This window comes from Pseudoalteromonas sp. NZS100_1, from assembly GCF_015864285.1.
GTDB lineage: Bacteria > Pseudomonadota > Gammaproteobacteria > Enterobacterales > Alteromonadaceae > Pseudoalteromonas > Pseudoalteromonas arctica.
Genome location: NZ_JADYXN010000039.1, coordinates 16,090 through 31,634 on the forward strand (window position 1 = coordinate 16,090; position 15,545 = coordinate 31,634).

13 protein-coding genes are annotated in these 15,545 nt (G+C 40.1%); 8 read left to right on the forward strand and 5 right to left on the reverse strand.

The window, feature by feature from the left end; all coding sequences use genetic code 11:
* Positions 1–97: 97 nt before the first annotated feature.
* The 4 genes from infA to trxB all read right to left on the reverse strand — a co-directional run bounded on the left by infA (position 98) and on the right by trxB (position 2,867).
* Positions 98–316 (reverse strand): translation initiation factor IF-1, encoded by a 219-nt coding sequence (infA, locus tag I6F66_RS18710; RefSeq protein ID WP_002962494.1) that lies wholly within the window; start codon positions 314–316, stop codon positions 98–100.
* Positions 317–406: 90 nt separating this feature from the next.
* Entirely contained in the window at positions 407–1,111 is a 705-nt protein-coding gene (locus tag I6F66_RS18715; protein WP_197209574.1) for an arginyltransferase, read from the reverse strand.
* Complete coding sequence (gene aat, locus I6F66_RS18720; RefSeq protein WP_165740694.1) at positions 1,104–1,820, reverse strand: leucyl/phenylalanyl-tRNA--protein transferase; 717 nt, start codon at positions 1,818–1,820, stop codon at positions 1,104–1,106. The genes I6F66_RS18715 and aat overlap by 8 nt, the downstream gene beginning before the upstream one ends.
* A gap of 96 nt (positions 1,821–1,916) precedes the next feature.
* Positions 1,917–2,867: a thioredoxin-disulfide reductase gene (trxB, locus tag I6F66_RS18725; RefSeq protein WP_008168643.1), complete on the reverse strand. Its 951-nt coding sequence runs from the start codon at positions 2,865–2,867 to the stop codon at positions 1,917–1,919.
* A gap of 298 nt (positions 2,868–3,165) precedes the next feature.
* Between trxB and pssA the strand changes: the two genes are divergently transcribed.
* The gene (gene pssA, locus I6F66_RS18730) at positions 3,166–4,491 is read left to right on the forward strand and encodes a CDP-diacylglycerol--serine O-phosphatidyltransferase (protein ID WP_197209568.1); all 1,326 of its coding nucleotides are present in this window, start codon (positions 3,166–3,168) and stop codon (positions 4,489–4,491) included.
* 109 nt (positions 4,492–4,600) lie between these two features.
* On the opposite strand, the gene ald is transcribed toward pssA, so the two are convergent.
* On the reverse strand, positions 4,601–5,722 hold the full coding sequence (gene ald, locus I6F66_RS18735) for an alanine dehydrogenase (RefSeq protein ID WP_010552621.1): 1,122 nt from the start codon (positions 5,720–5,722) through the stop codon (positions 4,601–4,603).
* Between the two features lie 142 nt (positions 5,723–5,864).
* Here ald and lrp point away from each other — a divergent pair, with 142 nt between their 5' ends.
* The 7 genes from lrp (at position 5,865) to I6F66_RS18770 (ending at position 15,242) form a co-directional block, all read left to right on the forward strand.
* On the forward strand, positions 5,865–6,344 hold the full coding sequence (gene lrp / locus I6F66_RS18740; protein WP_007582985.1) for a leucine-responsive transcriptional regulator Lrp: 480 nt from the start codon (positions 5,865–5,867) through the stop codon (positions 6,342–6,344).
* A 173-nt stretch (positions 6,345–6,517) separates the two neighbouring features.
* Positions 6,518–9,016: a DNA translocase FtsK gene (locus tag I6F66_RS18745; protein WP_197209569.1), complete on the forward strand. Its 2,499-nt coding sequence runs from the start codon at positions 6,518–6,520 to the stop codon at positions 9,014–9,016.
* Positions 9,013–9,639, forward strand: a complete 627-nt coding sequence (gene lolA / locus I6F66_RS18750; protein ID WP_197209570.1) for an outer membrane lipoprotein chaperone LolA — start codon at positions 9,013–9,015, stop codon at positions 9,637–9,639. Before I6F66_RS18745 ends, lolA begins: the two co-directional genes overlap by 4 nt.
* Entirely contained in the window at positions 9,632–10,975 is a 1,344-nt protein-coding gene (locus I6F66_RS18755; protein WP_197209571.1) for a replication-associated recombination protein A, read from the forward strand. Before lolA ends, I6F66_RS18755 begins: the two co-directional genes overlap by 8 nt.
* Complete coding sequence (gene crcB, locus I6F66_RS18760; RefSeq protein WP_021032117.1) at positions 10,968–11,348, forward strand: fluoride efflux transporter CrcB; 381 nt, start codon at positions 10,968–10,970, stop codon at positions 11,346–11,348. The genes I6F66_RS18755 and crcB overlap by 8 nt, the downstream gene beginning before the upstream one ends.
* Before the next feature lie 9 nt (positions 11,349–11,357).
* Positions 11,358–12,662 (forward strand): serine--tRNA ligase, encoded by a 1,305-nt coding sequence (serS, locus tag I6F66_RS18765; RefSeq protein WP_197209572.1) that lies wholly within the window; start codon positions 11,358–11,360, stop codon positions 12,660–12,662.
* Between the two features lie 372 nt (positions 12,663–13,034).
* Positions 13,035–15,242 (forward strand): hypothetical protein, encoded by a 2,208-nt coding sequence (locus I6F66_RS18770; RefSeq protein WP_197209573.1) that lies wholly within the window; start codon positions 13,035–13,037, stop codon positions 15,240–15,242.
* The last annotated feature ends 303 nt before the right edge of the window (positions 15,243–15,545 follow it).

Sequence of the window (15,545 nt, forward strand, 5' to 3'; positions counted from 1 at the left end):
AAATGTAATTGCTAGTCAATGTCTATCAATTACATTTAATAAACGCTTAAAGCTAGTAAAACACTAGCCAAAAACTAAATCTCGTTTACGCACTTACTTAGCGAGCACGGAATACGATACGACCCTTTGATAAATCGTAAGGAGTCATTTCTACCGTTACTTTATCGCCGGTTAAAATACGGATATAGTTTTTGCGCATTTTGCCTGAAATATGAGCCACAACTACGTGACCATTTTCTAGCTCAACTCGGAACATTGTATTTGGTAAAGTATCAAGGACTGTCCCTTGCATTTCGATTACGTCTTCTTTCGCCATGTTTAGCGTAACACCTCTTTAATAGTTAAACGCTGCAGATTTTGCCCAAAATACTCCAATAAGTAAAGGCGCAGGGGCTATATTTGCAAATTAAATAGCCACCCACTCATCATTGAGCTGTTTTTGAGCAGGTAAAAACTGAGTTTTGTACTTCATTTTGTCGCATTCATCAATTTGATAGCCCAAGTACACGTATTGCTTATTTTGCTCTTTTGCAAACTTTAGCTGCTCTAATATCATCACAGAGCCTAAACTATAGTGTTCAAAGTCGGGATCAAAAAAGGTATAAATTGCAGAAATAGCGCTATTCATACAATCAGTTACGGCAACTGCGACTAAAGTATCTTGGTGCCACAGTTCAATAAATGTGATCTTGAGCCAACTACAAAGCAAAAAACTTTGAAACTGTTCTTTTTCAGGAGGATACATACTTCCATCCTGATGACGCATCGTTATGTACTTGCTATAAAGCGGATAGTATTCAGGTCGCTCTTGCGTTGAAAATTTTACCTCAAACTGTGTTTTTGCTTTGTTTAGTTTACGTTTTTGCGATTTTGAGGGTATAAAGTCTTGTGCTAATACACGTACAGAACTACATGCGCTGCATATTGGGCAGTGCGGACGGTATATTTGGTTACCACTGCGACGAAATCCCAAGCCTAATAAAGACTCAAATTTGTCGGTGCTGTAGCAACTAGGGTCAAGAATAACTAAAAGTTGCTCGCGTCTGTTGGGTAAATAACTACAGTCAAACTCTTGGGTTAAACCAACACGAGCCGGAAGTTGCTCATTCATAGATTGCGTCAAGTTCTTGTGGCTCCCACATAATAGGGTTAACAGTATAGTTATGTGCAGCTTTTAGTTTAGTCAAAAATGTGGAACGGGGGATTACTTGTGCACCTAGGGTCATTAAATAAGGATTTTCTAGCTGGCAATCAATAAAGTGTGCATCATGGCGTTTAAGCCAATTTACCAGTGCCCACATAGCAAGCTTAGAGCAATTGGTTTGATGATGAAACATAGACTCACCACAAAATACACCATTTTGCATTATGCCGTATAAGCCACCTGCAAGCTCTCCGTTACTCCACACCTCTAAACTATGTGCAATGCCTGCATTGTGCGCGTTAACGTAAGCGTCGAGCATGTCAGAGGTGATCCAGGTGCCATCGGTATCAATGCGTTGATCGCGACAGGCTTCTATCACTTCCTCAAAGGCATTATTAATGGTTACTCTAACAGGGTGTTTTTTTAAATGCTTACGCAGGCTCTTACTTATATGAAAATCATTAAGCTCAAAAATGCCTCGTTCGCTCGGCGACCACCACATAATAGGCTCATCTTCACTAAACCAAGGGAATACTCCGCTTTTGTAGGCATTACTTAGGCGAGGCAAACTCAAATCTCCGCCAATTGCTAACAAGCCATCAGGGGATTCTAATGCGTATTCCGGATTGGGGAATGCTATATCGTTTTCGCTTAGTTGGTATAGCTGATTTCTCATACAGTACTTATTTTATAATTGATCGTAAAAGTGTAACTATATTTTAGACATAAAAAAAGGGCTGAATAATCAGCCCCTCTAAATTATTTTGACCGCTTATAGATTATCTAAGAAACGTTCAGCATCAAGGGCAGCCATACAGCCTGTACCCGCAGATGTGATTGCTTGACGGTAAATGTGGTCTGACACATCACCTGCAGCAAAAACGCCTTCTACGCTTGTTTGAGTCGCGTTACCGTGAAGACCAGACTCTACAACTAAGTAGCCATCTTTCATTTCTAGTTGACCAACAAACATATCGGTATTTGGCTTGTGACCAATAGCAATAAATACGCCGGCTAAATCTAGCTCTTCAGTTGCATCAGAGTGTGCATCTTTAATACGTACGCCTGTTACGCCCATTTGGTCGCCTAATACTTCGTCAAGCGTGCGGTTGTAATGCATTACAACGTTACCGTTTGCTGCTTTTTCAGCAAGGCGGTCAGCAAGTATTTTTTCACTGCGGAAACTATCACGACGGTGAATAACATGTACTTCGTCAGCAATGTTAGATAAGTAAAGCGCTTCTTCAACCGCTGTATTACCACCACCCACAACTGCTACTTTTTGACCTTTATAGAAAAAGCCGTCACATGTAGCACAGGCCGAAACACCACGGCCTTGGAAATTAGTTTCTGACTCTAAGCCTAAGTATTTAGCAGATGCACCGGTTGCAATGATTAATGCATCACATGTGTAAGTACCTTGGTCGCCAGTTAGTGTGAAAGGGCGCTTAGATACATCTACTTTATTAATGTGATCAAATATGATTTCAGTTTCAAAGCGCTCAGCATGCTCTTTCATACGATCCATTAACGCAGGGCCTGTTAAACCGTGTGCATCACCAGGCCAGTTTTCAACTTCAGTTGTGGTTGTTAATTGGCCACCTTGTTGAATGCCTGTAATTAAAACAGGGTTTAAATTTGCACGTGCTGCATATACTGCGGCAGTATAACCAGCTGGGCCAGAGCCTAAAATTAGTAGCTTACAATGTTTTGCTTCAGTCATTATTTTTCCTAAACGTTTAATACGGTGTTCAATATGCTCATTAATGCGCTTGATTCTAAGAAAAACAAGGCAGATGTAAACAAAATCCGCGATTATTTTTTTTCTTAAATCGAAAAGCTGTGCAGTATTGTGTACTAGAGTTCTTTGCTTTTACAGTTAAAATGCCTAAGTAGCTCAATAAATAGACTAACAGGCAACAAAACAGCGTTATTTCATGACCCCTTTGATTTTTTTTGTTATGTTTTACCTAATTTTATTTGTCACTGATAGATTATGTGACCTAAGCAAATAGGCAACTATGTTATTTTGGCAGGAAAAACCCGCATTCGGGTTGACTTCAAAAGACGTTAACGTCTTAACCAATGCGCAAGATTACCGAACGCAATTGCTACGCTTGATAGCGAACGCAAAAAAACGAATTTATATTACGGCGTTGTATTTACAAGATGACGAAGCGGGTCGCGAAATTTTAGAAGCGCTGCATCGTGTGTCATTGGCAAACCCGGCACTTGAGGTAAAAGTGCTGGTGGATTTTCATCGTGCGCAACGTGGTTTAATTGGCGCAGATAAATCAGACGGCAACGCAAGCTTATACTGTGACGATTTAGAAAAGTTTAAATCGAACGTACAAGTGTATGGCGTACCTGTAAAAGCTAAAGAGCTTTTTGGTGTATTGCATTTAAAAGGTTTTGTAATTGACGACACCTTACTTTACAGCGGTGCAAGCTTAAACAACGTTTACTTGCAATACAACGAGCGCTACAGACTCGATCGTTACTTTTTAATAACGCAGAGCGAACTGTGTGACTCAGTAGTTGATTTTATTGAAACAAAGCTGCTTAGTTCAGTTGCTGTGCCGCGCATAGACACACGACCGCTTAAGCGTTTGCACGACTTTAAGCTTGATCAAAAGCAATTAATGCGTGATTTAAAAGTCGCAAGTTATAACGCAGCAGAGCAGCTAAATACGAAAGCATTAGGTATTCGCTTATTTTTAGGGCTTGGGCGTCGTAATAACGAATTAAATCGTTTAATAAAAGCGTTATTTGATAACACAGAGCAAGAACTTGTGTTGTATACGCCATACTTTAATTTTCCGGCGCCGCTTATGCGATCACTGCGTCGATTATTAAAGCAGGGTAAGCAAGTGACTATTGTTGTAGGCGATAAAACAGCAAATGACTTTTATTTACCGCCAAGCGAGCCGTTTAGTAAAATAGGGGCATTACCTTATTTATACGAAACCATTTTACATAAGTTTGTAAAAACGCAAAAGCGCCATATCGACAACGGTAATTTAAATGTGTATCTGTGGAAAGATGAAAGCAATTCGTTTCATTTAAAAGGTATTTGTTCAGATAGAACAAAACATTTACTGAGCGGGCATAACTTAAATCCGCGTGCATGGGGTCTTGATATCGAAAACGGTATTTTAATAGAAGATCCAGAGCAAACAATTATGGATGCTATTGATAACGAAAAGCAGGAAATTTTACAACACTGCCGACGTTTAACAGGCCCAGATGATTTAGAAACGATGGACGATTACCCGCAGCCAGTTAAAAAATTACTAGGCCAAGCTAAGCGTGTAAAAGTCGATTTTATTATCAAGCGTTTTATCTAATGTGATTGGTATAAATCTAAAATTTAGACACAAAAAAAGCAGCTAATTAGCTGCTTTTTTAATGCTTATACCTAAATAATTACTTAGGTATAAGCGGTAACAATAGTAGTTACGCGTTTTCTACTGCAGTGCGTGGGTCAACATATTCCATGTTGAACGCTTCAGCTACTTCTTTGTAAGTTACTTGGCCTTTAATTACGTTTAAGCCTTTTAAGAAGTGAGCATCATCTAGTAATGCCTTTTTATAACCTTTGTTTGCAAGGTTAATGATGAAAGGCAATGTTGCATTATTAAGTGCAAACGTAGATGTACGAGGAACAGCGCCTGGCATGTTAGCAACACAGTAGTGAACAACTTCATCAACGATGAAAGTAGGATCTGCATGCGTAGTTGCTTTAGAAGTAGCAATACAGCCACCTTGGTCGATTGCAACGTCAACAATTGCAGAACCAGGTTTCATTGCTTTAATGTGTTCAGCAGTTACTAGTTTAGGTGCAGCAGCACCTGGAATTAGTACGCCACCAATTACTAAGTCAGCTTCTAGTACATGTTTTTCTAGTGCATCAGCAGTTGAGTAAATAGCTTTTACTTTATTACCAAATTGCGCATCTAGTGCACGTAAAACGTCGATGTTACGGTCAAGAACGACAACTTCAGCACCAAGGCCAACAGCCATTTGCGCTGCACTACGACCAACCATGCCGCCGCCAATGATAACAACTTTAGCTGCTTCAACGCCTGGTACGCCACCTAGTAGCATGCCACGACCGTGGTTAGATTTTTCTAGCGCTTGTGCACCAGCTTGAATAGACATACGACCAGCAACTTCGCTCATAGGAGCAAGAAGCGGTAAACCACCGCGAGAGTCAGTTACAGTTTCGTATGCAATACAAATAGCTTTGCTTTTTACAAGGTCTTCAGTTTGTGGAAGATCAGGTGCAAGGTGTAAGTAAGTGAAAAGAATTTGGTCTTCACGTAGCATTGCACGTTCAACAGCTTGTGGCTCTTTTACTTTTACAATCATGTCTGCTTTAGCGAAAACGTCAGCAGCAGTTGCTAAAATTTCAGCACCCGCTAGCGTGTAATCTTCGTTAGTAAAACCAATACCCATGCCTGCATCAGTTTCTACAATCACTTGATGACCGTGGTTTACTAATTCACGAACACTCGCAGGAACCATACCTACACGGTATTCATGGTTTTTAATTTCTTTAGGAACACCAATAATCATATCATTTGCCTTATTAAGAACGGATTAACATTTTTCACTATTATATTCATCATAAGCCCGTGTGTCTCACCTTTTTTAAAGTCAAATCTAGTGTTATCATCTATATAACAAAAATAAACAGCACAAAAAACTAGTTGGTACTATGCATCAGTTATTAGATAGAATTGACCGTAAAATTTTAATGGAATTACAGCACGATGGACGCTTGTCAAATGTTGAACTGGCCAGACGAGTTGGCCTAAGCGCCACGCCCTGTCTGGAGCGAGTGAAAAAGCTAGAACGAGAAGGCTACATACTTGGCTATAAAGCAGTGGTCGATCCAGCTAAGCTTGGGCAAGGTTTATCGGTGTATGTAGAAGTAACAATTACTAAAACATCTCCCGACGTATTTGATGAGTTTAGTGCGGCCGTTAAAAAGCACGAAGAAATTATCGAATGTCATTTAGTATCGGGTAATTTTGATTTTTTACTTAAAACGCGCGTAAATGATATGTCAGAATACCGTGGTGTATTAGGTGACATATTATTAAAATTGCCTAACGTTAGTGAAAGCCGAACTTATGTAGTAATGGAAGAAGTAAAAGGTGAAGAAGGTGTAATTATTCGTCCTTATATTACTTAAGGTTATTTATATTAGCTGCGTCATTTACTTATATAAGCTCAAATTATAAAAACTTGTTCATAATCAGGCCATCAAGGTTAAGATAAAGTGCAACAAATTGCATTTCCTGCTAAGGTATTTCACTGCTAAGTAAGTGTGAATAAAAATAGAATAATAAAGAGGAATAGGGAACTATGCGCCTAAACGGTGTGCAAAGACTATTAGAAACAGGGCTGATTATCAGCACCTTTACGGCAATATTTATTTTATGTGCCTTGATCAGCTTTGATCCAGCAGATGCTGCATGGTCGCAAACTAGTTTTAGCGAAGTAAGCAACATCACAGGAGCAGCCGGTGCATGGATAGCCGACATTTTATTACTCACCTTTGGTTGGTTGGCTTACTTAGTGCCAGCGGCCATTCAGCTATTTGGCTACTTGCTATTTAAACAACCTCACCGCATTTTACAGCTTGATTACACCACCTTAGCGCTGCGTGTTATTGGTTTTGCTTTATTTATTACCTCAGCTACCGCTATTAGTAGTATCAATTTTGACGATATTTATAACTTTTCCTCTGGTGGGGTAGTGGGCGATGTTATTGCATCAGCGATGATGCCTGCATTTAACTTTACCGGTACATCTATATTATTGCTGTGTTTCTTTTTTGCCGGGCTTACCTTATTAACGGGTGTATCGTGGGTTGATTTTGTAGATTACCTTGGCGATTTAATGGTTAGGTTTTACCGCTTTATTGTATCGTACGCAAAAGGTTGGATGCACCGAGAACACGCTGCGGGCAAAGCAAATAATTACGATGAAATAGACGCCCATTTTGAAGACGATATAAAAGAGCAAATAGAGCTGCCTACATCAGCTAAAAAAGCAGAGAAACAAAAAGCAATTAATAAACCGCAAACGCCATTTAGCGAGCCACAAATTAGTGATGACTTTATGCCGTTTGATGAGCTTGACGACATACTCGATCAAGAAATTGGCTTTAGCGCCATAGATGACGAGCCAATGGATACAGAAGCTGCATTAAATGCACTAGACCAAAGCCCCGTTATAGAGCCAGAAAAACCAGTCACAACGGTGGTATCGCCAGCTAGGCCAATGCCTAAGCCAAAACCTGCGTATCAACCGCCGCCAACGGCTAAAGAAAAGTTTGAGCAATTACTAACGCAAGAGCCACCACCGGGGCCATTACCGTCGCTTGATTTACTCGACAGACCGGATAAAGCTAAAAACCCTATTTCGCAAGAAGAGCTCGATACAGTATCGCGCCTAGTAGAGACAAAATTACTCGACTTTAACGTTCAAGCTAAAGTTGTTGCTGTATACCCAGGGCCAGTTGTTACACGTTTTGAGCTAGATTTAGCACCCGGTATTAAAGTGTCTAAAATTACAGGTTTGGCTAAAGACTTAGCTCGTTCGCTTTCGGCAATTAGTGTGCGTGTTGTAGAAGTTATACCGGGTAAAACGTATGTAGGTATTGAGCTTCCTAACAAACACCGCGAAATAGTACGTTTGTCAGAGGTAATAAACGCGCCTAAATTTGAGCAAAACCCGTCGCCACTTACCATGGTGTTAGGTAAAGATATTGCCGGTCAGCCTGTATGTGCTGACCTTGGTAAAATGCCACACTTACTTGTTGCCGGTACTACAGGCTCGGGTAAATCAGTGGGCGTTAATGTCATGATAGTAAGCTTGCTGTACAAATCAGGTCCTGACGATGTACGTATGATCATGATTGACCCTAAAATGCTTGAGCTTTCAGTATACGAAGGCATTCCGCATTTATTGTGTGAAGTAGTTACCGACATGAAAGAAGCGGCTAACGCACTGCGTTGGTGTGTAGGCGAAATGGAACGTCGTTATAAATTAATGTCAGCATTAGGTGTGCGTAACTTAAAAGGTTATAACCAAAAAGTGCTTGAAGCAAAAGAAGCGGGTTACCCGATTCTTGACCCATTATTTAAAGACACCGATGGCATGAAAGAAGGCCCAGACGAGCTAGGTAAATTACCAAGTATTGTTGTAGTAATTGACGAATTTGCCGACATGATGATGATTGTAGGTAAAAAAGTAGAAGAGCTAATTGCACGTATTGCCCAAAAAGCACGTGCGGCAGGTATTCACTTAATACTAGCAACTCAGCGCCCATCGGTTGATGTAATTACAGGTTTAATTAAAGCAAATATACCAACACGTATGGCGTTTCAGGTATCAAGTAAAATAGATTCGCGCACCATACTTGATCAACAAGGCGCCGAAAACTTACTCGGTATGGGTGATATGCTTTATTTACCACCGGGTACTAGCGTACCAGAGCGTGTGCATGGCGCGTTTGTAGACGACCATGAAGTACATGCCGTAGTAAACGATTGGAAAGCGCGTGCAAAACCAAATTACGTTGATGAAATACTCAATGGCGATGCAAGCGAGGATATTTTATTACCAGGTGAAGCAAGCGAAAACGCAGACGAAGAAAACGATCCGCTATACGACGAAGCTGTGTCGTTTGTAATCGAAACCGGCAAAGTATCGGTATCGTCAGTACAACGTAAACTACGTGTTGGTTATAACCGAGCAGCACGCTTAGTAGAACAAATGGAAACATCGGGTATCGTGAGTTCACCAGGTCATAACGGCGCTCGCGATGTATTAGTACCTAATGGAGCAAATTCATGAAAAAATTTAACGCCTTATTATTAGTGTTAGGCAGCGTACTTGCCGCACCAAGCTTTGCTGATGACAGCCAAGCATTACAAGACAGACTTGCTACTTTAAAAAGCTTTAAAGCGCAGTTTGCACAAAAAGTAACAGACAAAGAAGGCCAAGCTGTTATGCAAGGCGAGGGCACAATAGCGCTTCAACAGCCTATGATGATTCGCTGGCAGCAAACTAATCCAGACGATACGTTATTTGTATCAAACGGCGATAAAACCTATTACTTTGACAGCTTTGCTGAGCAAGTAACGATTATGAAAACCAGCAGCCTAATCGACTCAACACCATTTGTGCTACTTACATCTAAAGACCCAGCACAGTGGGAAAAATACAGCGTACTTGCAACAAATACAGGCTTTAGCGTAACACCAAATAAAGGCGTAGAAAGCCAAGTTGAACAACTTGATATAGCGTTTGCAGATAACGAACAAGGCCTTGCTAAATTAGTAGTTACCGACAACTCAGGGCAGTTATCGTCATTTACGTTTAACAATGCACAAGTTAATACACCGCTTGATAAAAGCACTTTTGAATTTACGCCTCCTGAAGGTGTTGAAATAGACGATCAGAGTAACGGTGAGTAATTTAGGATTTAATTTTGGGCCCGATGTACGCCCACTTGCCGCGCGTATGCGCCCTACAACGCTTGACGAGTACATTGGTCAACAGCATTTATTAAGTGCTGACAAACCATTGCATCAAGCCATTGTCGCGGGGCGATGCCATAGTTTAATTTTATGGGGCCCGCCGGGTGTAGGTAAAACAACACTTGCGCAAATAATTGCCAACCATGCTGATGCCTCACTTATTCAAATGTCGGCGGTAACCGCAGGCGTAAAAGATATACGTGACAGCGTAACGCAAGCGCGCGATAACCTAGAAAGCCGTGGCCAACGCACCCTTATGTTTGTTGACGAGGTTCACCGCTTTAATAAATCTCAGCAAGATGCTTTTTTACCGCACATAGAAGACGGTACCTTTATATTTGTAGGTGCTACCACCGAAAACCCCTCGTTTGCCCTTAACAACGCTATATTGTCGCGTGCGCGTGTGTATGTTTTAAAATCGCTTGCCGATAGTGATTTATACACCGTAATAGAACGCGCACTTAAGCAAGACGAACAATTAAGCCAAAAGCATATCACTATTGCTGACAACGCTAAAAAGGCACTGTGCCAAGCAAGTGGCGGCGATGCGCGCAAAGTACTTAATTTACTTGAACAAGCAGTTGATTTAACAACCGAGCAAAACGGTCAATACAACGTAGACGAGCACGTACTTAGCCAAGTGTTACCTACTCATTTAGCTAAATACGATAAAGGCGGCGATGAATTTTACGATTTAATATCAGCCTTTCACAAATCAGTACGTGGCAGCTCTCCTGATGGTGCATTGTATTGGTATTGCCGAATTTTAGCCGGCGGTGGTGACCCTCTATATGTTGCAAGGCGTTTACTTGCCATAGCTACAGAAGACATTGGTAACGCCGATCCGCGTGCGATGGAAGTGGCCTTAAATGCGTGGGATATATTTCAGCGAGTAGGCCCAGGCGAAGGTGAGCGCGCTATTGCACAAGCCACATTGTATTTAGCCAGCGCACCTAAAAGTAATGCGGTGTATATGGCGTTTAATCAAGCCAAAGCAGATGCTCAAAACGAGCCAAGTTACCCAGTGCCAGAGCATTTACGCAATGCCCCAACCAACTTAATGAAAGACTTAGGTTACGGCGCCGAGTACCGCTATGCGCATAACGAAGATGGCGCATTTGCCGCAGGTGAAAAGTACTTACCGCCAGAAATGGAAGGTAAGGAATATTACTTACCGAGCGATCGCGGACTTGAGCAAAAAATTAAACAAAAACTCGACTACCTAAAAGAGCGCGATGCGCAAAGCCCACTTAAACGGTACGAAAATGATTAAACTTTATATGATGATTGCCCTTGGCGGAGCGTCAGGTGCGTGTTTACGGTTTTTTATTAGCGAAAGCATGCTAAAACTCCTCGGTAGGGGATTCCCTTTTGGCACGTTGACGGTTAATATTCTGGGTTCATTGTTAATGGGCATTTTGTACGGTTTGATAGATAAAGAAATTATCACCGCTAGCCCCGCCAAAACCCTTATCGGTATTGGCTTTTTAGGTGCATTAACCACCTTTTCAACATTCTCAATGGACTCGTTGTTGTTATTACAACAAGGTCACTTTATTAAAATGGCCCTCAATATCATCTTAAACGTGATGGTGTGTATTTTTATGGCTTGGCTGGGCCTTCAGCTAGTAATGCAAAAAGGTTAAAAAACTAACATGTTAGATTCTAAATTTTTACGTCAAGACATCGAACAAACTGCAGCACGTTTAGCAGCGCGCGGTTACGAACTCGATGTAGCGACGGTAACGGCACTTGAAGAAAAACGCAAAACATTACAAGTAAAAACGCAAGAACTTCAAAGTCAACGTAATGCAAGCGCAAAAGCAATTGGTCAAGCCAAAGCAAAAGGCGAAGACGCACAGCCATTACTTGATGCAGTGGCTAACTTAGGCAGTGAGCTAGACGCCGCTAAAACTGAGCAAGATGCAGTATTAGCCGCAATTAACGACATTGCTTTAGCAATTCCAAACTTGCCAGACGAGTCAGTACCTGCCGGTAAAGACGAAGACGACAACGTTGAAATTTTAACGTGGGGCACACCTAAAAAATTCGATTTTGAAGTTAAAGACCACGTAGATGTAGGCCAAGACCTAAACGGTTTAGACTTTGAAATGGGCGTTAAAATTAGTGGCGCACGCTTTACCGTAATGCGCGGCCAAGTTGCGCGTATGCACCGTGCACTAACGCAATTTATGCTAGATACACACGCAGACAAAAACGGCTATACAGAAATGTATGTACCGTACTTAGTTAATAGCGCTAGCCTTTATGGCACAAGCCAATTACCTAAATTTGCGGGCGATTTGTTCCATACGTTAGGCCTTGTGAACGACGATGGCGAACAACAAGCCGGCTTTAGCTTAATTCCTACAGCAGAAGTACCGCTTACAAACAGCGCCCGCGACGAAATTTACGACGAAAGCGATTTACCAATCCGCTTAGTTGCCCACACGCCGTGTTTCAGAAGTGAAGCAGGCAGCTATGGTCGTGATACACGTGGCTTAATTCGTCAGCATCAGTTTGATAAAGTTGAATTAGTACAGCTTGTAAAACCAGAAAACTCAATGGCAACGCTTGAAGAGTTAACAGGTCATGCAGAGCAAATACTACAAGCGCTAGAACTTCCGTACCGTAAAGTGATTTTATGTATGGGCGACATGGGCTTTGGTTCAGCTAAAACATACGATTTAGAAGTATGGTTACCTGCTCAAGACACATATCGCGAAATTTCATCATGTTCAAACATGGCTGACTTTCAGGCGCGTCGTATGCAAGCACGTTTTCGCCGTGAAGGTGTTAAAAAGCCAGAGTTACTACATACACTAAATGGTTCAGGCTTAGCCGTTGGCCGTACACTAGTAGCCATACTAGAAAACTATCAACAAGCCGATGGCACAGTAGTAGTACCAGAAGTATTACGCCCATACATGGGTGGACTGGAAGTGATTGGTAAACAATAAAAATCAAGTTTAAAGCTTTAAGAGAAAAGCCGCTGTTTGTAATAAACAGCGGCTTTTTTGTTGTGGGTTAAAGGTAAAAACTTGAAGAAAAAATTCAAGTTATCTTATTAATAATATCGCTTACACCTATTTTTATAGCTCATTACTTTTTTGTCCGATATTACTGATCTCTACCATTTTGGGGTATTTCTACATCAAGGAAACTTAAATGCCGGCTAACTATTTGTTTACAAGTGCTTATTAGCTGGTTAAATTAGAACCTTTGTAATATTTGGACATTTGTCGGTTTGTAAAGCGACAAATATCGGATACAAAGTTGTTATAGGGCTAGTGGATAAATCTACCCTCTGTGAATAATTAAAAGGATGAGTTATGGATAACCTTAAAGTACGTCTTGAAAATTGTTACGGGATTTCTGCATTAGATGAAACTTTTGATTTGTCGAATGACCGAGGAAAAGCTAAAGCTTACTCAATCTATGCTCCAAATGGGCTGATGAAAACATCGTTTTCTAGAACTTTTGATGCCTTATCAAAAGGCGAACAACCAAAAGAAGAACGTTTTAATCGCCAACCTACTTGTATTGTTAAAGCTGATAATGTCGATATTCAAAAAGAACAAATATATGTTCTTAAATCCGAGATAGAAATAAGCACTGATAATGAAGCTGTAACGAATATCCTGATTAATCAGGAAAGTAAATCTAGATATGACTCATTAATCTCTAATATTAATAAGTTGAAGTCAAAGCTTGAAACATCACTTCAAAAAAAATCCAAATTAAAAAAAGGTGATGTAGTAAGTCATTTGATAAGTGACTTTCAAACAGATGATTTTGTAAAGGCAATAGAGTTAGCCAAAGGAGTTGCTCTTGGTGATGATTTAGAAAGCTTTATTTATAATGAAATATTTGATCCAAAAGCTATTTCGATATTAGAGAGTCCTGAATTCTTATCAAAGTCCAATGAATTTAATCAGCGTTATCAAGATCTATTTAATCAAACAGGAACAATATACAGTCGTGGGGTTTTTAACCCTACGAAAGCAGACACTTCTTTTAGTACTTTAAACAAGCAAGGGTACTTTGCCGGTGGGCATAAAGTTCATCTGCAAGGTGATGATGCTTCAATTAATTACGAAGAACTGCAAGAAAAAATGAGAGTTGTGCATGAATCAATTGACAGTGATGTTGAGCTCAAAAAGTTGAGAGTGAATTTAGCTAAAAACGCACAAACTCAAGCACTAATTGAACTCTTGGAGAATATTTCTGCAACAGAGGTAGATTTACTTTTACATCAAGTTAAACCTGAAAACCAATCAGAATTCAAACGGAATTTATGGGCTTTTTATATTCAAAATTGCCCTGATACTGATGTGTTTTTACAAGCTTTTTCTACTAATCAAGCTGAGTTACTACAAATTGAATTAGCAGCGGCAACAGAGGCTCCTAACTGGTCAATAGCTATAGAACTTTTTAATAATCGTTTTGTAGACATGCCATTCACTTTGTCATTATTTAATCAGGCTGATGCGGCGTTAGGAAAAGATAAAGCAAAATTAAAGTTTACGTTTAAAGACGGTGATGACCTTATATATTGTACTAGAAGTGAAATTAAGTCTCTGAGCCAAGGAGAACGACGAGCACTTTATCTTCTTAATTTTATCTTTGAAGTCGAAGATAGAAAAAGGAAATCAACGGAGACACTTTTTATTATTGACGATGTCGCGGATTCTTTCGACTATAAGAATAAGCATGCAATTGTTCAATATCTTGAAGATATATCAAAAGTAGAACACTTTTCACAATTAATTTTGACTCATAATTTTGATTTCTTTAGGACTTTGTCTAATAGCTTTGTACGTTATGAAAGATGCCTAATGGCAAGTAGAACTGGTGATAGCATAAAGCTATCAAAAGCAGAAGGCATAAAAAATTACTTTATTGGTAAGTGGAAAGAACACATATCAGCTAGTGACTTCATTTTGTGTGCAACAGTACCTTTTACAAGAAATTTGCTTGAGTACATAAAAGGTGAAGATGATCCAGACTACTTGAAGCTCACCAGTCTTCTCCACTGGAAGGAAGATACAGCTCAAATTACAATTGGGAAATATTATGAAATTTATAACAGATTGTTTGGTACAACCTACGCGACAACCAACACAAACTCATTTAAAGAATTACTATTTTCTAAAGCTAACGAAATCAAGGATAGAGCTAATCACGATGGTCTTAACTTAGAAGACAAAGTCCTGTTATCAATAGCTATTAGAATGAGTTCTGAAATTTTCCTTATCGAAGAAATGCGTAAATTAAAAGAAGACGATACTTATTGGTGTCAGTCAAAGAATCAGTTTGGCGCATTAATAAAGGCATACGTAAAAGAATTACCAACCAGTAATGCCATCAAAATTCTTGAGAAAGTTAGCATTACCGTTAGCTCAAATATTCATCTCAACTCTTTCATGTATGAACCGATATTAGATTTAACTATTGAACACCTAATCACATTGTATTCAGAAATTTTAGAGTTAGAGTCCGCAGTGCCTGTGCCGCAAGAAAGTGAGGCAGCCCTATAACAAGCCAATTAAGCGGGACTAAAAACAGTTTGCTCGGTTCCTCTTCGCTACACATTTTAGCAAACTATTTTTAGCCCCTATTGGGGCGTTAGCACTACAAGGAAGTATGGAGTATGCCTGAACGTTTAGAACTAACTAAGAATGCTCAATTTTATGTACCTATAACGGAAATTGAGGATTCAATTGTAAATAACATACTGGACTCTGCCGTGGATAATATGGATAGTGTAGTGGTACAGTGATTTTGGCCACCCATTAAGAAAGAAATGTTATGCTAATAAGCATACAAATTTGGGTGAAAAA